Genomic DNA, 17,443 nt, shown 5'->3' with positions numbered 1-17,443 from the left:
CCAGCCTCCCCCGAACTCAGCCGCGCGCCATATCCACGAACCGCGACAAATGCAATTGGTGGGCGACGGTGATCGTCGCGGTGGGGCCGTTGCGGTGTTTGCCGAGAATCAGGTCGGCCTCACCGCCGCGCGGGTCGTCGCGCTCGAAAGCGTCGGGACGGTGCAGCAGGATGACCATATCCGCGTCTTGTTCCAAAGATCCCGACTCGCGGAGATCGGACACCATGGGGCGCTTGTCGGTTCGTTGTTCGGGACCGCGGTTGAGCTGGCTGATCGCGACCACCGGCACTTCGAGTTCCTTGGCCAGCAGTTTCAGATTACGGGAGAAGTCCGAGACTTCCTGCTGACGGGATTCGACCTTTTTGCCGGACGTCATCAGCTGGAGGTAATCCACGACCACGAGTTTCAAATCATGGCGCTGCTTGAGCCGCCGCGCTTTGGCGCGGATCTCCATCATCGTCAGGTTCGGCGAATCGTCCACGAACAGCGGCGCCTCGCTGATCTCACTCATCCGCCGCGCCAACTTGGTCCAGTCGTCGTCGCTCATCCGCCCGGACCGCATATCCCCGAGCTTGATCTTCGCCTCCGCCGACAACAACCGCATGACGATCTCGGTACGACTCATCTCCAAGGAGAAGATGACGCTCGCCAAGCCATGCTTGATCGAGCAACTGCGCATGAAATCCATTCCCAGCGTCGAGTTGTGCGTGGGAATCATCGAGCGTCCGGCCAGATACAGATGATCGGCGTTGTCCACTTCGACGCAGCGCACCGGCACGCTGTCGATCCGGCGCACATCGACGACGAATCGCGAGTTCGATCGCACCGTGCTGCGGCTGGCGCGCCGTTCCTTGTGCAGCAGAGCCTTCCGATACAGACCGAACACCTCGTCGTCGGTAGCGAAGGTGAGGATGTAGGCGGTGGAGGATTCCTCGGAACGACCTCGGACTCGCTTGGTGGAGATATGGCAGCGGTAACCGAGGCCGACGATCAGCTCGTGCACGTCTGCGGCGAGCCGGGGGTTCGTGACACCGAACTGTACGGAGCCGCCGTTGGTGACGGTGCCGTCGGTGTCCAGCAAACCGGCCAGTAGGGACCGTCGCTGTTGCTCGGACGCGCGCAGGTAGTCGATGGGAATGTGCTTGTCACCGAGGACACCGAGCGACCGCAGGCGCGCCTGCACGCTCCCGACGGTGTTCCGGCACTTCTGGCACAGGCGCAGACCGATCGACCGCTCGCCGCAATTCGGGCAGCGCGGTGCAGGCACGGGAGCCGAATGGAACCGAGCCTTTCCGCCGCAGGACCGCTCACAGGTGCGGACCTCGCTGGTGAAAGGAACGAATTCCTTGCCGCAGACCAGGCACTCGCGTGCGGCGATCGGCTCGTCGGCCGGCAATCTCAGCTGATAACGCAGCCGAGCCGACCGCGAGGGCACCGCGACGATCCCCTCGGCCTCGATTCGCGCGATGATCTCTGGATCGGCGCAGGTGAGCTGTGCGGCGGCGGACGTTCCGTCGCCGAGCCAGGCGCCCAGCGTGTAGGGCGGCACCGTCAGGGCGCGCGCAGGCAGTTGTAGCGGGCCGGAATTGCTGACCGAGTGGTTCAGTCTGCGATCCGCGGTGTCGCACCGAAGCGTTCTCGCGATCTCGGCGGTCGTACGCACCTCGGCAGCTGCCCGTTTCGACCGTCTGGATGCCCTGGTCTCCGTGAGCCATTGATGTTGTTCATCCGCGACGAGCACGGAGCCGTCGGAGAACTCCACCTCGTAGCAGGGACGCCCGGACAAAACCTCGGTCGCCGCTACGACGCGGGTGGGACGACCTTTCGCGTCCAACAATTCGTCGCCGACGTGGACCTCGCCCATGGTGGTCCATCCGGTGGGTGTCGGAAGGGGGGTATCCAGGGCCAGCGCCTTGCCCACACCAGGCCTGGCCGCGACGATGATCATCTGACCGGGGTGCAGGCCATTGGTGATTTCGTCGAGTTCGGTGAAACCGGTGGGGACGCCGAGGGAGATGCCGCCGCGGCTGGCGATGGAGTCGATTTCGTCCATCGTCGGCTGGAGCAGTTCTTCCAGGGGGAGGAAGTCTTCGCTGGTGCGGCGTTCGGTGACCTCGTAGACCTCGGCTTGGGCGCGGTCGACGACCTCGGCGACGTCCTGGCCGTCGGCGCCCGCGTAGCCGTACTGGACGATGCGGGTGCCCGCCTCGACCAGGCGGCGCAAAATGGCCTTCTCGGCCACGATTTCGGCGTAGTAGCCCGCGTTGGCCGCGGTCGGCACGGTTTGGGTGAGCGTGACCAGATAGGGCGCGCCGCCGATGCGCTTGAGCTCGCCACGGCGGTCCAGGCCCGCGGCGACGGTCACCGGGTCGGCGGGTTCGCCGCGCCCGTAGAGATCCAGGATCGTGTCGTAGATGGCCTGATGGGCGGGACGGTAGAAATCGCCGGGCCGAATCGCCTCGACGACGTCGGCGATGGCGTCCTTGCTCAACAGCATGCCGCCGAGCACCGACTGCTCGGCCGCCATGTCGTGCGGAGGCTGGCGGCCGAAGTCCTCGCCGGGAGGTTCGGGCGGGAAGTCCGTGTGCCCGCGGTCATCGGTGGTTGTCACCAGACTCGACCGTCCTCTCTACCCCACGACCGGGATGCACCCTGTCGACTCGTTTTACTCCCGGGCACCGACACGTTCGAAAAAGCCTTTGACCAGGGCTCCAGCTACCGCCGCGGCACCGGTCCGTGCGCGCGCTCGGGAGCGGCCCGCGCGCAGCGATGCGACGAACCTAGGCGACCCGCTGGCTGTGCACCAAACCGCACTGTGCACACAGCTGTGGATAACTTGGGGAGAGTTCACTCAACCGTGTGCACCCCCTGTGTACAACTTGGGGAAAACCCAGGTCGGCGGGGTCAAATACGCAGATAGATATGGACTTCCGCGTTCTTCCAGGTGTGGATTAATGAAGTACCGGCGTGTCGGCCAAGTTGAACAGCCGGGCGTGTTGGGTTAACAGCACGTGAGCTGCATATGGCCTGAATCACATTGCGGACGGTCGGTTCGACCAGTAATCCACAGGCTGGGTAGACCAGGCGTCGTTGCGGTGTGCGGTGCGGCCCAGATTGTCCCTGATGACGCGCTCGGTCATCCGGCAAATAATTAGCTACAAAGCGGCTCGCGGCAGCAGAGCACGACCGAGGACCACTCCCGTGAACGGACGGGAGTGGTCCTCGACGCGATGCCTGGTATCAGGCGGCGGTGACCGTCAGGTCGAACTTCGCCGCCACGTCCGGGTGCAGGTGCACCAGGATGGCGTGCTTGCCGGTCGACTTGATGTGCGCCTTCGGCAGCTCGATGCTGCGCTTGTCGACGACGGGGCCACCCGCCGCCTTGACGGCCGCCGCGACGTCCGACTGGGTCACCGAGCCGAACAGCTTGCCGGTGCCCGCGGTCTTCACCGCCAGCGAGACCGACTCCAGGTTCTCGATGGCCTGCTTCAGCTCGTTGGCGTGGTCCAGGTCGCGGACCCGGCGGGCTTCCTGCGCCCGGCGAATGCCCTCGACCTGCTTCTGCGCGCCACGGCTGGCCGCGATCGCCAGGCCGCGCGGCAGCAGGTAGTTGCGGCCGTAGCCGTCCTTGACCTCAACGGTGTCGCCGGGGGCACCGAGGTTGTCCACATCAGCGGTAAGAATCAACTTCATTGGCGTGCCTCCCTTTCTCAGCGAGCCGTCGACACGTAAGGCAGCAGCGCGACCTCACGCGAGTTCTTGACCGCAACCGCGACATCACGCTGGTGCTGGACGCAGTTGCCGGTGACGCGGCGGGCGCGGATCTTGCCGCGGTCGCTGACGTACTTGCGCAGCAACGCCGTGTCCTTGTAATCGATCGTGACGGTTCCGGTCTTGCTCTCCTTGCAGAACGAGCAAGCCTTCTTCTTCAGCACCTTTTCGCGCGCGGGCGCTTTAGGCATGGTCTTGTACTCCGTAATCAGTGATGGCCCGAATTCGTGCGGGCCGTTGTGGCCGTTCTCAGAACGGCGGTTCGTCATCCATGCGGCTGTTGCCCCCGAAGGAGCCTGCCGCGGGCGCACTGCCCCAAGGGTCGTCCTCGGCACCGCCGGAACGCCCACCGCCACCACCGGAGGAGGCATAGCCGCCACCGCCGCCGGACCCGGACCCGAAGCCGCCGCCACCGCTGCCGCGGCTGGTCTTGTTGACCTTCGCGGTGGCGTAGCGCAGCGAGGGACCGACCTCGTCGACCTCGAGCTCGACGACCGTGCGCTTCTCACCCTCGCGGGTTTCGTAGGAGCGCTGCTTGAGCCGTCCGCTCACGATGACACGGGAACCCCTGGTCAGGCTTTCAGCGACATTCTCTGCGGCCTCGCGCCAGATATTGCAGCGCAGGAACAGCGCTTCGCCGTCTTTCCATTCGTTCGAATTACGGTCGAACACACGGGGAGTCGACGCGACGGTGAAATTCGCCACCGCCTGTCCCGCCGGTGTGAATCGAAGCTCCGGGTCGGCCGTCAGATTTCCGATGACGGTGATGACCGTGTCGCCTGCCATGTGGTTCCTCCTGCTCGGTGTGCAGTCCGCGTCTCGCTGTTGCGCTAGAGCCTAGGCACAGGCTCCGACGCAAACGAGGGTTGCCGGACTACTTGTCGTGGCGCAGAACCTTGGTGCGCAGCACCGACTCGTTGAGACCGAGCTGGCGGTCGAGCTCGCTCACGGTGGCGGGCTCGGCGGTCAGGTCGACCACGGCGTAGATGCCCTCGGCGTGCTTGGCGATCTCGTAGGCGAGCCTGCGGCGGCCCCAGATGTCGACCTTGTCGATCTTGCCGCCCTCGGTGCGAACGACACTGAGCAGGTTGTCCAGCGACGGACCAACAGTGCGCTCGTCCAGGCTCGGATCGAGGATGACCATCACTTCGTAATGACGCACGGACCAATCACCTCCTGTGGACTAGGAAACGGCCACGGACGGTCCGTGGCAGGAGGGTCGTTGCGTCAGCAACCCGAACAGGCTACATGAGCGGCACCTGAGCAGTGAAATCGCCCCGCGAGCCGCCCCGGCTCGCACGTGTTCGGCTCGCGCGTTCGCGTCGCTAGGAAGGGGAATGGCGGCACGGCCCCGACCGTCCGCCTAGGGTGGATCCATGCCGACCGGACTCGCCGCCAGCGACCTGCCCGCGGGTGGCGTGCGACGCCGCGCGGCGTTCGCCGTGGTGGTGGTGCTGCTCTGCGGTCTCGTCCTCGCGCTGGCGTACGCGAACAAGGCGCGTTGCGCGGGTGCGCCGTTCGACCGGGACGGGCGCAGCACGGTTTTCGATGTGATCAAGGATTCGGACGTCTGCTATTCCGATATCCAATTCCTCTGGCTCGGCCGAGACATCAACGAGCATGTCTTTCCCTATGTGACCGGCGGCATCACCGACGACGGGGCATTGGTCGGCGGCGCGGTGGAATATCCGGTGCTCAGCGGCGTGCTGATGTGGTTCGGCGCGGTGGGCGCGCACAATGACGCCGATTTCCTGCGGTACTCGGCGCTGCTGCTGGCGCCCTTCGCGTTGCTGACCGCGTGGATGCTGGCTCGCCTGGCCGGGGGCGCGGCCCTGCTGTGGGCGGTCGGACCGCCGCTGGTGCTCTATGCCTTCCACAACTGGGAGCTTCCGGTGGTGTGCACGGCGGTGGCGGCCGTCTACGTGATGACCGCGTTGACCCGCTACTCGGTGCGTACCAGGGGCATCGTGGCCGCGGTGCTGCTCGGGCTCGGGTTCTGCCTCAAGCTGTACCCGGGGATCTTCGTGTTGCCCTTGCTGGCGTACGTGCTCACCGGCGGTGGCGAGCGCGACGCGGGAGCGGGCGATCGCGGACCGGACGTCCGTGGCGCTCTGCTCACCGCGGGCGCGGCGATCGGCACCGTGGTAGTGGTGAATCTGCCGTTCGCGCTGGTGGGTTACGAAGGCTGGCGCGCGTCCATCACCTTCCAGCAGTTGCGTCAGGCCGATATCACCACGAATTCCATCTGGTACTGGGGACTTCGGCCGATGTTCGGTCCCGATCCGCGCAGCGAGGCGGCGTTCCAGCAACTGGTCTCGGTCGCTTCCCCGTTGCTGGTGCTCGCGGCGTTCGCGCTGGCCATGTGGCTCGGCTGGCGGCGCTACCTGGCGACCGGCGTGTTCCCGTGGGTCGGTGTGAGCGGCGCGATGCTGTGTGGGTTCCTGTTGTTCCACAAGGTGCATTCCCCGCAGTACACCCTCTGGCTGGTGCCGTTCCTGGTGCTGCTCGAGATCCCCTGGTGGTTGGTCGGCAGCTATCTCGTCGCCGACGCGGCCATCGGGATCGGGGTGTTCCGCTACTTCTACTCGATGGGTACGGGAAAGTCGGTCGAGTTGATGGAGCACATCGTCCAATTCGGTGTGTGGGGGCGCGCGAGCCTGCTGATCGTGTTCTTCTTCGTCTTCTTGTGGGCGGCGCCGCGTGGAAATCGTTCGATGACGCCCCGGGCCGCGCGGTCCGACCCCCGCGATCTGGTTCCGGTGGTCTAAGGCCCACCGTGCCGGGCCCGAAAGGCCGCGCTTTTGGCGCGGTTGCCGCACAGGGTCATGTCGCACCATCGGCGCGAGCCGCCACGGGAAGTGTCCACATACAGCCGCGTGCACACGGGGCGACCGCACTCCTTGACGAGCGCCCGGCTGCCCAGTAACTCGATCGCGGAACGTGCGACGGCGGCCAAGGCCGCGTCCGCGTCGCCGGAACGGACGACCGTGCCGTCGGCGCGCAGGCTCATCGAGGGCGGGACGCCCTCGGCGAATTCGTTGACGGTCCGGCGATCGCCGTCGTCGAAGGCGGTTTCGCGGGCAGCGGCCAGCGCCATGCGATAGGCCGCCTCACGCAAGCGCACCGCCCGCGCGAGGGTGTCCGCTTCGCCGGTTGGCGGGCTGTCGAGCAGGCCCGCGGCGACGATCCAGTCGGCCAGCGCCGCGGGTGTGGAGAGGACGTCCTCGAACCTGGTCGAGCGCCCCATGACGGTACCGGCGAAGTCCAGGGCGAGGTTGCCGCTCACGAAGGTGAACACCTCCTCATAGTAACCGCCTTGACAGGTTATTGAACCGGATGCCACTGTGATAACCACCCAAGGTGGTTACTCGAGGAGGGTCCGTGCAGAGCCGATTCGCGATGGTGGCCGCGCAGCCGCTGTTCGTCTTGTTGTGGAGCAGTGCGTTCATCGCGGGGGTGATCGGGGTCGGCGCGGCGCCGCCGCTACTGGTGCTGTTCGTGCGCTTCGCCGTCGCGGGAGTGCTGCTCACGGCCTACGCCCTCCTCGCGCGGGTCACGTGGCCGCAGGGAGGCCAATTGCGTCACGTGCTCGTCGCCGGGCTGCTGATGCAGATGGTCCAGTTCGGCGCGTTCTACACGGCGATGGCCGAACATGTTTCGGCGGCGGTGATCGCGCTGGTGCAGGGCTTGAATCCGGTGGTCATCGCTCTGTGCGCCGGACTGATCGGCGAAGTCGTCACGATGCGGCAGTGGTTCGGCTTCGGCATCGGCGGCATCGGAGTCGCACTCGCCGTGTTCGACCAGTCCCACTTCTCCCTGGCCGGACTGCTGCTGTGCGTGGCAGGGCTGCTCGGGTTGAGCATCGGCACCGTGTACCAGAAGCGATTCACGCCCACCGTCGATCCCAGGGCGGCCACGGCGCTGCACGTGGCGATCAGCGCGCCGATCGCCGGGGTGCTGACCTGGCTGTCCGGCCAAGTGCACGTGTCGGACGTGGGCCGGTTCGCCGGGTCGCTCATCTGGATGGTGCTGGTCAACTCCATGGCCGCGTTCCTGCTGCTCAACGCCATGTTGCGCCGGTGGGACGCGACCAGGGTGGGCAAGCTGTTCTTCGCGACGCCCGCCGTGACCGCGATCCTGGCCTGGTTGCTGATCGATCAGCCGCTGCGACCGTTGACCGTCGCCGGACTCGCCATCGGCCTGGTGGGCTTGGTGTTCGCGGCTCGCAAGCCGGCGTCGGCGGTCGTCGCGCGGCAGCCGGTGCCCGTGCCGCGGTGACCTACTTGCGCCCGGCCTGCCACTGCATACCCCACCGGTATGCCTGGTCGAGTTCGCGCTGGGCGCCGTTGATGTAGTGCACTTCCCGGTGCACGGTGATCCCGGCCCCCTGGTTCTGCAGCAGGGCGATGGCGCACGAGCGAGCGCCGTCCACCGGAGAATCGAGGCGGACCTCGACCTGCGGACCGGATGTGGGGTAGAGCGTCACCACACCGTCGGCGGCGGCCCAGTTCGGCACGCCCTCGTAGATGAAGGCGAAGATCAGGATGCGCCGGAACAGCTCGGGCCGCGCGAGGTCGATGTGCAGGTTCTCGCCCGACGCGGCCGCGCCGCTGCGATCGTCGCCGTCGAGCCGGATGTAGGGCTCGGCCTCCAGCGTGCCGAAATTGCCGCCGATCGCCTGGACGACGCCCTTGGCGCCGTTGGACAGTTCGTAGAGACAGCCGAGGTCGAGATCGATCGGCTTGGCGCGGCGGAAGAATCCCTTCGGTCCGCTCGACCAGTTCAGATTGACCCGCATGGTGCCCTGCTGCTCACCCGGCTTGGTCAGGTTGATGCTCGGTGTCGCCTTCGACAGGGTCACCTTGGACAGGTTGACGCCGCCGGGGTTGTCGTCGATCGCCATGGCGCGATCCCCCCTCTGTGGAAACGAGAGCGGCAGCGGCCATCCCTCGGGATGGGGCCGCTGCCGCAACGGGTCTTCGGGCTGCTTGCCGGGAATCAGCCTACCGGCGTCGGTTCCCGTTCGCTGTCCAGTTCCTCTTCGTCCGCTCGGCCGTTGCGGACGATGCTGGTGATGAACGCCGCACCGATGAACGCGACGCCGACCAGGCCGGTGACGACCTCGTTGATGTGCACTCCGATCGAGACCAGCAGGATCGCCGCGAGCGCGCCGATCGCCCAGTGCGCGCCGTGCTCCAGGTAGACGTACTCCGACAGCGTGCCCTTGCGAACCAGGTACACCGTGATCGACCGGACGAACATGGCGCCGATCAGGCCGAGGCCGAGCGCGATGATGATCGGGTCGGAGGTGATGGCGAACGCGCCGATCACGCCGTCGAAGGAGAACGACGCGTCGAGCACCTCCAGGTAGAGGAACAGGAAGAAGCCCGCCTTACCGGTGGCCTTGACCAGCTCCGACGGCCCTCCGCTCTGCTCCTCGGTGTGGAACATGGAGCCGAGCCCGTCCACCGCGATGTAGGTGATCATGCCGAGCAGGCCCGCGACCAGCACGGTCGAGCGGTGCGCCTCGTCGGCGATGAACTCCGCGGTGAGGATCAGGCCCGCACCCGCGACCACCACGGAGAGCATGTCCAGCTTGCCCGCCTTGGCCAGCGGCCGCTCCAGCCAGCTCAGCCAGGTGATCTCGCGTTCCTCGAAAATGAAGTTGAGGAACAGCAGGGCCAGGAACATACCGCCGAACGCCGCGATCTGCGGATGCGCGTCGGTGAGCAGTTTCTCGTAGCTCGGGCTGCCGTCCGGGAAGGTAAGGGCACCGTCCGGGGGCGGGTTGAGGGCCAGGTCGAAGGCCCGCACCGGATCCAGCCCCGCGGTGATCCACACGATCGCCAGCGGGAAGACCAGCCGCATGCCGAACACGGCGATCAGCACGCCGACGGTGAGGAAGATCCGCTGCCAGAACGCGCTCATCCGTTCCAGGACGGTGGCGTTGATCACGGCGTTGTCGAACGAGAGCGACACCTCGAGGATGCCGAGGATCGCGGCGAGCGCGAGGGCGGTCGGTCCGCCGTACACGACCGCGACGACGAGCGAGAGCACCGTGACGACGAGGGACATGCCGAAAATGCGCAGGACCACGCTGGGACCTTTCGTGAGTGAAAACGAGGCGGCGACGTTTGCTACCAGCGTGGCTGCTGGATCGCCGGTTGTCCAACGTTGCTCCCAGGGCGCCGGCATGCCTGGGTGGCACGACGAGGGGGCCCGTCGCCGGGCCCCCTGTGAACAGCTAAGTGGTGCTCAGACGTTCACGCCGTAATCACGGGCGATGCCCGCCAGACCGGAGGCGTAGCCCTGACCGATCGCGCGGAACTTCCACTCCGCGCCGTTGCGGTACAGCTCGCCGAAGACCATGGCGGTCTCGGTCGAGGCGTCCTCGGTGAGGTCGTAGCGGGCGAGCTCCTCGCCGTTGCTGCGGTCCACGACACGGATGTAGGCGTTGCGGACCTGGCCGAAGGACTGCGACCGGGAGTCGGCGTCGTAGATCGAGACCGGGAAGAAGATGCTCTCGATCGTGGGCGGGGTGTTCGCCAGGTCGACGTTGATGACCTCGTCGTCGCCCTCGCCTTCGCCGGTCCGGTTGTCGCCCGCGTGCTCGATCGAGCCCTCGGGAGAACGCAGGTTGTTGAAGAAGACGAAGTGCTGGTCGGACAGGACCTTCTTGTCCCCGCCGGTCGCGATGGCGCTGGCGTCGAGGTCGAAGTCGGTGCCGGTGGTGGTCCGCACATCCCACCCCAGGCCGACCGAGACAGCAGTGAGGTTAGGCGCCGCCTTGGTCAGCGAGACATTGCCGCCCTTGGACAAACTGACACCCATGCGGGATTCCCTTTCAATAGTCCGTCATTGGTTCCCAGCATGTCCGGATCGCCGGGGACGCCATCGACAGTAGTAGGTTTCCGCGAACTTTCGTAGGAACCCGCGTAACCCCCGGCGAACAGGAAGATCTCCTACCATCGGGGCGTGGCAGGCCGGAGGCGTGGATGGTTTCGTTCGTCGGGGAACGACGAGTGGATCGAGCATGCCCGCACGACGCTGGCGACGGCTTTTCTCGACATGGATCGGCGCCAGAGCGCGGCCGAGGCGGCGGTGCACGCCGCCGATCAGATCTTCCCCGAGCGGCGCACGGGCGCGCGCTGGGAACCGTTGCGGCACAGATGCTATGGCGCCGCGGAGGTGTATCTGACGCTGAGCGCCGAGCTGGAGGCCGCGCAGCAGGGCGGCCCGCTGGTGCCGCAGGGTCGGCAGCGCGTCGACGCGGCGGCACGGCAACTGGCCGACGCGGCGCGCGCGGTCGACGAGTTCTATCGCGGCGACCAGGGCAAGCTGGAGGAGGCGGTGGCGGTGCTCGGCGCGGTGCCGCAGTTGGCCCAGCAGGTCAAGGTCGCCGCGGCCGGTGTGCGCGGGCGGGCCGCCGAATCGGAGTTCGCGGACTATCCGTCGGTGCGCAGGCACGCCGCCGCGGTCGATGAGGCGCTGGTCACACTGGAGGCGGCGGGTTCCGGCGGGTCCGCGGGCACCGTGCGGGAGGCCGCGAACCATCTGCAGGCGGTCACCAACGAGCTGGCGGATGCGTTGGCGCAAGCACCATCTCGGGCGGCGGCCGCGAACAACGCGATATCGTCCGTGACAACCCGGCTTGCCGCGGTCCGGACCAGGGCCGAAGGCGTTCCGCAGGCGTTCTCGGCGCTGCTGCGCGAGTTCAATGCTGCGAGTTCGGCCGATCTGGCTAACAATGAGCGGGAAAGTCAGCGAGCCATCGAGGCCGCGGACGCGGCCCTCGGCAGGGCGCGTGCGGCGGCGGTAGAGAACAATCCGGAGTTTGCACTTGATCTGACCACATCCGCGCGCGGGTTCCTCGCCGAGGCCGAGCAGCGAGTCGACGCCGTCACCAAGCGGCTCGGCCTGCTGCGTGCGATTCGGTCCGACCCGCACGAACAGGCCAAGGCCGTACGATTCCGGCTGCGGGACGCGCAGATGCTCGCGGTGAGCCGCGGGCTGGTCGCCGAATGGGGCTCGGTCCTCGACGCGCAAGCGGCACGAATCGACCGAATCAGCGAAACACTGTCGGGGCGTCACCCCGACTACTGGGCCTATGTGGCGGAACTGGATGCCGTCACCGAATTCATAGCCGGGGTAGTGGATCGAATGAGAAGACAAGCAGGACCACGACGAGAATGAGAATGGGGCAACGATGACCGCAGGCATCGCCGTCCAGCAGGAGGTTTCCCTGCGGAAGCGAATGCCGCTGCGCCACTTCCGGCAGTTGCCCGGACCGGAGGCGAGGCGTCTTTTCCACCGGCAGCCCGAACCGTTCGGCGACGACAACACCGACCGCGAGCTGCTCGCGATCGGTCTCGGTGCGACGCTGTACGCGCCCGCGACCAGGCCCGATCTCGCGCTGACGATCGGCAGGCGGGCCGGGCACGGCGTGTGTTCGATGGTGATCGACCTCGAGGACGCGGTGGCCGATCACGAGGTGGAGTACGCCAAGCGGCAGACCGTCGACGCGCTGGATCTGCTCGCGGGCAGCCACGACGCCAACCCGCTGTTGTTCGTTCGGGTGCGCGACGCGGACACGATCACCGAGCTCATCGAGCAACTCGGACCGGGCGCCAAGGTGCTGACCGGGTTCGTGTTCCCGAAGTTCGACAGCGTCACCGGGCCGAAGTACCTCAACGCGCTGAACGTGGCGGCCCAGCGGCTGGGCCGGCCGCTGTACGGGATGCCGGTGCTGGAGTCGGCGGGGCTGGTGCATCGGGAGACCCGCGATTACGAACTCACCCAGATCGCGGCGCTGCTGGCCGCGCACCGGGACCGGGTGCTCGCGGTGCGGGTCGGCGCGACCGACATGTGCTCGACCTTCGGCATCCGGCGCGACCGCGACCTGACCATCTACGACGTGCGCGTGGTCGCCGACGTCATCGCCGACATCGTGAACTACCTGGGGCGCGCGGACGGAACCGGTTTCGTCATCACGGGGCCGGTGTGGGAGTACTTCGCCGATCACGAACGGATGTTCCGGCCGCTGCTGCGGACGGCGCCGTTCGAGGAGTCCGACGCGGTGCCGTTCCGGCAGTACCTGGTCAGCCGGGATCTGGACGGTTTGCTGCGGGAGATCACGTTGGACCGGGCCAACGGCATCCAGGGCAAGACGGTGATCCACCCGTCCCACGTGGCGGCCGTGCACGCGTTGTCGGTGGTGACGCACGAGGAGTACTCGGACGCGCTGGACATCCTGCGCGACGACGTCGGCGGCGTGGCGGCCTCCGGCTACCGGAACAAGATGAACGAGATGCGGCCGCATCGCAGTTGGGCGCGACAGACCTTGTTGCGCGCGCGGGTGTTCGGCGTGGCGAACAAGGGAGTGTCGTTCGTGGATCTGCTGACGGCGTTGGTCACCGTATGAGCCGAACCGCGACCGATTTCGGCGACAACGAAACATTCTGGGCGACAAAAGTACTCGGTATAGACCTGCATCACGATCCGGTGCGCGAACTCGGCTCTGACCGGCTGCGCACGGCGCGTTTGCCGATCACGGCCCTGGTGCAGCCGGGTGTGCGCCACAACAATCGGCGCCGGGCGCACCTGCTGGTTTCCACCGTGCTGGGCAAGCATCTCCCGACCGATCCGCGGGTGGTGCTCGGTGCGGGCGATCAGCTGGGCGATCTGGTCCGCGCGGTGCTCGGTGAGCGCGATGCCGTCGTGCTCGGATTCGCCGAGACCGCAACGGGTCTCGGTCATTGTGTGGCCGCGCGAATCGGCGCGAGCTGCTACCTGCATTCGACCCGGCGCGCGGTGCCGCACGCGTCGACGCTCGCCGGTTTCGAGGAAGGGCACTCGCACGCCACTTCCCACCTGCTGCAACCGGCGCCTGCCGACATCTTCGTCAACGATCTGCCGCTGGTACTCGTCGATGACGAGATATCCACCGGCGCGACGGCGATCGATGCGGTGCGCGCGCTGCACGCCTTCGCGCCCCGTGCGCACTACGTGCTCGCGTCGCTGGTCGATCTACGCACCGAGGCCGATCGCGCCCAATTCGACGCGGCCGCGGCCGAACTCGGTGCCCGGATCGACACGGTCTGTCTCGCCATCGGTCGCGCGTCGCTGCCCGAGGGGCTGGTCGACGCGGTCGGCGCCCTTCCCGAACCGCGGCTCAACCCGACCGCCGCGCATCTCGGTTCGTTCGGACGCGTCGAACTCCCCTGGCCGACCGCGGTTCCAGAGGGTGGCAGGCACGGCGTACTCGCTTCCGACATCGGCGCGTTCGAGGCGGCGTTGCTGGAAGCAGGCCAGGCTTTGACCGCCCGGCTCGACGCGGACTTCGCGGGCAGGCCCGTCATCGTGCTCGGACACGAGGAGCTGATGTACCTGCCCCTGCGATTGGCGGCGCTGCTCGCCGAGTCGGGCACGCCCACCCGCTTCCAGACCACCACGCGATCGCCCGCGTACGTGCTGGATGAGCCGGGATATCCGTTGCGGCGAGGGTTTCGCTTCACCGCACCCGAGCCGGGCGATGCCGCGCCGCGCTATCTCTACAACGCGCAGTGGCCCGCGACCTCGCTCGACCTGTTCGAGGCCGATCTGGCGGGGCTGGTCGCCGCCCGGTCGGACCGCGATGCCGCCGTGACGATCACCGACGACGGTGTGGACAGCGGCGCGGAGGGCGACGGCCCGGCCGCCGATCCGGTGCTCGTCGTCGTGGTCGACTCGCCTGCCGACACCGCGGAGCTGACGGCCGAACACGGGCTGATCGATGTACTGACCGCTTCCGGGGCCGACGTGCTGCTCGCGGTGCTGCCGGAGGCGGATCCGCGGCGGCTGTACGCCGAACGCGTGGAGTCGAACGGGAGCCGGAGATGACCGGTACCAGGGTGGGCGCGCTACCCATCCCGCTGCACGGACCGGAATTCGGCTCCTACGCGGCCGAGGAAGTTTCCTGGCTGCTGAAGGATCTGTCGGAAGTCGACCTGGAGGCCGACATCGCCGAGCGGGAACGGCGGATCCAGGCCGGGAAGGCGCACTACGCGGAGTCGCTGCCGATCGAATATCAGCCCGACGCGTCGTACCGCGCGCTCTTCGACGAGGTGCTCGCGGCCAGCGCCGAACGGCTCGCGCTGGCCGTGGCGACCGTGTCGGAGCTGGTCGTCGCCGAACGTGGCGAGGACGTCGTCCTGGTGTCGCTGGCCCGCGCGGGCACGCCGGTCGGCATTCTCATGCGCCGGTGGCTGCGTTCGCGGCGTCCGAGCCTGGAGGTGCCGCACTACGCGGTGTCGATCGTGCGGGATCGCGGCATCGACGCGGTGGCGCTGGACTATCTGGCCGAGCAGCACGATCCGTCCTCGGTCGTGTTCGTGGACGGATGGACCGGCAAAGGCGCGATCACCCGCGAACTGACCGAAGCGCTGGACGCCTACCACGCCGCCGGTGGCCCGCGGTTCGACGACGAATTGGCGGTGCTGGCCGATCCAGGGCACTGCGTGCGCACCTACGGCACCCGCGACGACTTCCTGATCGCCTCGGCCTGCCTGAATTCGACTGTCTCCGGCCTGGTTTCGCGCACGGTTCTGAACGACACGCTGATCGGGCCCGGCGATTTCCACGGCGCCAAGTTCTACCGCGAACTGGCCGGTGACGACGTGTCCGGCCGCCTGCTGGACACCGTGAGCGGCGCCTTCGACGCGATCCGCGATCGGGTGCCCGCCGAGGTGGCCGCGATCCGCGCGAGCGACCGGACGCCCACCTGGACCGGCTGGGCATCGGTGGAGCAGGTGCGGGAGCGGTACGGCATCACCAGCGTGAATTTCGTGAAGCCCGGTGTCGGCGAGACCACGCGGGTGCTGCTGCGGCGGGTGCCGTGGCGGGTGCTGGTGCGCGAGGCGGACGCGCCGGAGCACGCGCACATCCGGATGCTCGCCTCGGCCCGGGGTGTCCCGGTCGAAATCGTCGCCGACCTGGCATATTCGTGTATGGGATTGATCAAGGACGTGCAGCAGTGAACCTATCCCCGGCAACCCATCGAAGACGGGCGCTGATCGCGACCGACCTGGACCGGACGATGATCTACTCGCGTAACGCCTTCAGCACCACCGCCGACGTGCCGACGGTCTGCGTGGAGCATCTGGAAGGGGCGCCGCTGTCGTTCATGACCACCACCGCGGCGCTGCGGATGCAGACCCTGACCGAACCCGCCGCCGTCGTTCCCACCACCACCCGCACCATCAAACAGTTCGACCGCATCCGGCTGCCCGGAGCGCCGTGGCGCTACGCGATCACCAGCAACGGCGGGAACATCCTGGTCGACGGCGTGCCCGACCTGAGCTGGCGCATCGGCATCGACGCCCAGGTTCGCGCGGGGGGCGCCACCCTGTCCGAGGTGAGCAAGGAACTGCACACCCGCATCGATGACTCGTGGGTCACCAAGTTCCGCGTGGCCGATCATCTGTTCTGCTACCTGGTGGTGAAGCCCAAGGAGGTTCCCGAGGGGTTCTTGGCGGAGTGGGACGACTGGTGCCGTCCGCGCGGCTGGTCCGCGTCCCAGCAGGGCCGCAAGATTTACACCATGCCGCAGGCCGTCTGCAAGAGCCGCGCGGTGGACGAGGTGCGCAAGCGCCTCTGGGAAAGCGGCGAACTCGCCGACGACGCCCGCACCCTCGCGGCGGGCGACGGCGCCCTCGACGCCGAAATGCTGCGCGCCGCCGACTCCGCCATCCGCCCCCGCCACGGCGAACTCGAACAACTCAACTGGACCCACCCCAACCTCACCGTCACCCGAGCCACCGGCATCCTCGCGGGCGAGGAGATCATCAACTGGTTCATCAAGGCAGCTCCGACGCCTTCCGCGTAGCGAGCACGGCATCGGTGTACTGCTCGGTGGTGACATCGCCGTCCGCGATGCCGAGCTGTCGGAGCGTGGTCCGTACGACCTCCAGCGCTTCCGCCAGCTCCGATTCGGGCACGATGGTTTCCAGCTCGATGAACGTGCCGTCCAATTCGGGGACGGTCAACAGCGTGGCCAGCAGCTCGCGTCCTTCAGACACGAATCTATAATTGATGCAATGCTTTTCGAAGCCGACCAGGACTTTCAGATCGAGACCGCGTAGCAAGGAGTCCATCACCGAAGGGTCGTCCACCTCGGTCTCGTATTCCGGCTTCGATCCACTGGCCGTGTCGATCGTGGGTTCCTTGTAGGTCAGCAGGGATCGCCGACCATTGTCCGTAGTGATTGTCCGCAACCGCAGTTCACGGCCCTCCGAAGACAATCGGTCGTCCGCCAGGTCATAGTAGGTGTCCTGATATTTCGAGCGCTGACCTGCGCTCCGCGCCGCCAGTGCAGCTTTCACCGACTCGACGTCACGGACTCGAGCCTTGAGTTCCGCCTCGATCATGTGACCGATCCTCCCGGTGAATGCTTGCGCGATCTCGGCGTGGCCGGTGAGTGTATGCGCGTGACGTGGAGCAAGGCCGAACAAGACGCGCGCGTGGTCCGGCATCGAGATGCCATCCGCGATCCGCTCGAACACGTCGAAGCGTGTGACAGTTCTTCTGCTGTTGATGATCTCGTTGACTCGGCCTTGGCCCAGCCCTACCGCCGCTGCGATGCGTGCTTGGCTCGCTCCGGTGTACCGCTGAACTGAGCGGAGTAGCGCCGACACAT

17 protein-coding genes are annotated in these 17,443 nt (G+C 67.1%); 7 read left to right on the top strand and 10 right to left on the bottom strand.

What is annotated here, in order from left to right; genetic code table 11:
- Window positions 1–16: 16 nt before the first annotated feature.
- The 5 genes from dnaB to rpsF form a co-directional block, all read right to left on the bottom strand.
- Entirely contained in the window at window positions 17–2,611 is a 2,595-nt protein-coding gene (gene dnaB, locus ABZ824_RS11040) for a replicative DNA helicase (RefSeq protein ID WP_356963123.1), read from the bottom strand.
- Window positions 2,612–3,240: 629 nt separating this feature from the next.
- Entirely contained in the window at window positions 3,241–3,693 is a 453-nt protein-coding gene (gene rplI / locus ABZ824_RS11035) for a 50S ribosomal protein L9 (protein WP_355071139.1), read from the bottom strand.
- Window positions 3,694–3,710: 17 nt separating this feature from the next.
- Window positions 3,711–3,962, bottom strand: coding sequence for a 30S ribosomal protein S18 (gene rpsR / locus ABZ824_RS11030; RefSeq protein ID WP_043700357.1), 252 nt, complete (start codon window positions 3,960–3,962; stop codon window positions 3,711–3,713).
- A gap of 58 nt (window positions 3,963–4,020) precedes the next feature.
- Complete coding sequence (locus ABZ824_RS11025; protein WP_039803206.1) at window positions 4,021–4,557, bottom strand: single-stranded DNA-binding protein; 537 nt, start codon at window positions 4,555–4,557, stop codon at window positions 4,021–4,023.
- An 88-nt stretch (window positions 4,558–4,645) separates the two neighbouring features.
- Window positions 4,646–4,933, bottom strand: coding sequence for a 30S ribosomal protein S6 (rpsF, locus tag ABZ824_RS11020; RefSeq protein ID WP_039803204.1), 288 nt, complete (start codon window positions 4,931–4,933; stop codon window positions 4,646–4,648).
- A gap of 214 nt (window positions 4,934–5,147) precedes the next feature.
- Between rpsF and ABZ824_RS11015 the strand changes: the two genes are divergently transcribed.
- Window positions 5,148–6,539 (top strand): hypothetical protein, encoded by a 1,392-nt coding sequence (locus ABZ824_RS11015; RefSeq protein ID WP_356963121.1) that lies wholly within the window; start codon window positions 5,148–5,150, stop codon window positions 6,537–6,539.
- Here ABZ824_RS11015 and ABZ824_RS11010 read toward each other — a convergent pair.
- Complete coding sequence (locus ABZ824_RS11010; protein ID WP_356963119.1) at window positions 6,536–7,069, bottom strand: CGNR zinc finger domain-containing protein; 534 nt, start codon at window positions 7,067–7,069, stop codon at window positions 6,536–6,538. The genes ABZ824_RS11015 and ABZ824_RS11010 overlap by 4 nt on opposite strands.
- An 83-nt stretch (window positions 7,070–7,152) precedes the next feature.
- Between ABZ824_RS11010 and ABZ824_RS11005 the strand changes: the two genes are divergently transcribed.
- Window positions 7,153–8,049, top strand: coding sequence for a DMT family transporter (locus ABZ824_RS11005; protein WP_355071144.1), 897 nt, complete (start codon window positions 7,153–7,155; stop codon window positions 8,047–8,049).
- Between the two features lies 1 nt (window position 8,050).
- Here ABZ824_RS11005 and ABZ824_RS11000 read toward each other — a convergent pair whose 3' ends face one another.
- From ABZ824_RS11000 to ABZ824_RS10990, 3 genes are all read right to left on the bottom strand, one after another.
- Complete coding sequence (locus ABZ824_RS11000; protein ID WP_356963117.1) at window positions 8,051–8,674, bottom strand: Tellurium resistance; 624 nt, start codon at window positions 8,672–8,674, stop codon at window positions 8,051–8,053.
- 95 nt (window positions 8,675–8,769) lie between these two features.
- Window positions 8,770–9,867, bottom strand: a complete 1,098-nt coding sequence (locus ABZ824_RS10995) for a DUF475 domain-containing protein (protein WP_355071148.1) — start codon at window positions 9,865–9,867, stop codon at window positions 8,770–8,772.
- 159 nt (window positions 9,868–10,026) lie between these two features.
- A complete protein-coding gene (locus tag ABZ824_RS10990; RefSeq protein ID WP_355071149.1) occupies window positions 10,027–10,602 on the bottom strand; it encodes a TerD family protein in 576 nt (191 codons plus the stop codon).
- Window positions 10,603–10,746: 144 nt separating this feature from the next.
- Here ABZ824_RS10990 and ABZ824_RS10985 point away from each other — a divergent pair, with 144 nt between their 5' ends.
- Genes ABZ824_RS10985 through ABZ824_RS10965 form a run of 5 tightly spaced genes read left to right on the top strand, consistent with a single transcriptional unit; the run spans window position 10,747 to window position 16,633 of the window.
- Entirely contained in the window at window positions 10,747–11,964 is a 1,218-nt protein-coding gene (locus ABZ824_RS10985; RefSeq protein WP_356963115.1) for a hypothetical protein, read from the top strand.
- Window positions 11,965–11,977: 13 nt separating this feature from the next.
- Complete coding sequence (locus ABZ824_RS10980; protein ID WP_355071153.1) at window positions 11,978–13,192, top strand: HpcH/HpaI aldolase/citrate lyase family protein; 1,215 nt, start codon at window positions 11,978–11,980, stop codon at window positions 13,190–13,192.
- The gene (locus ABZ824_RS10975) at window positions 13,189–14,649 is read left to right on the top strand and encodes a phosphoribosyltransferase family protein (RefSeq protein WP_356963113.1); all 1,461 of its coding nucleotides are present in this window, start codon (window positions 13,189–13,191) and stop codon (window positions 14,647–14,649) included. The genes ABZ824_RS10980 and ABZ824_RS10975 overlap by 4 nt, the downstream gene beginning before the upstream one ends.
- The gene (locus ABZ824_RS10970; RefSeq protein WP_355071157.1) at window positions 14,646–15,785 is read left to right on the top strand and encodes a cysteine protease StiP family protein; all 1,140 of its coding nucleotides are present in this window, start codon (window positions 14,646–14,648) and stop codon (window positions 15,783–15,785) included. Before ABZ824_RS10975 ends, ABZ824_RS10970 begins: the two co-directional genes overlap by 4 nt.
- Before the next feature lie 59 nt (window positions 15,786–15,844).
- A complete protein-coding gene (locus ABZ824_RS10965) occupies window positions 15,845–16,633 on the top strand; it encodes an HAD family hydrolase (RefSeq protein WP_067808418.1) in 789 nt (262 codons plus the stop codon).
- Here the strand turns inward: ABZ824_RS10965 and ABZ824_RS10960 are convergent.
- On the bottom strand, window positions 16,605–17,309 hold the full coding sequence (locus ABZ824_RS10960; protein ID WP_356963111.1) for a class IV adenylate cyclase: 705 nt from the start codon (window positions 17,307–17,309) through the stop codon (window positions 16,605–16,607). The two genes, ABZ824_RS10965 and ABZ824_RS10960, sit on opposite strands and share 29 nt — an antisense overlap.
- Window positions 17,310–17,443: the final 134 nt, after the last annotated feature.

This window comes from Nocardia sp. NPDC047038 (genome assembly GCF_040644075.1).
GTDB lineage: Bacteria > Actinomycetota > Actinomycetes > Mycobacteriales > Mycobacteriaceae > Nocardia > Nocardia sichangensis.
This window is presented reverse-complemented; position numbering and strand designations above follow the sequence as displayed.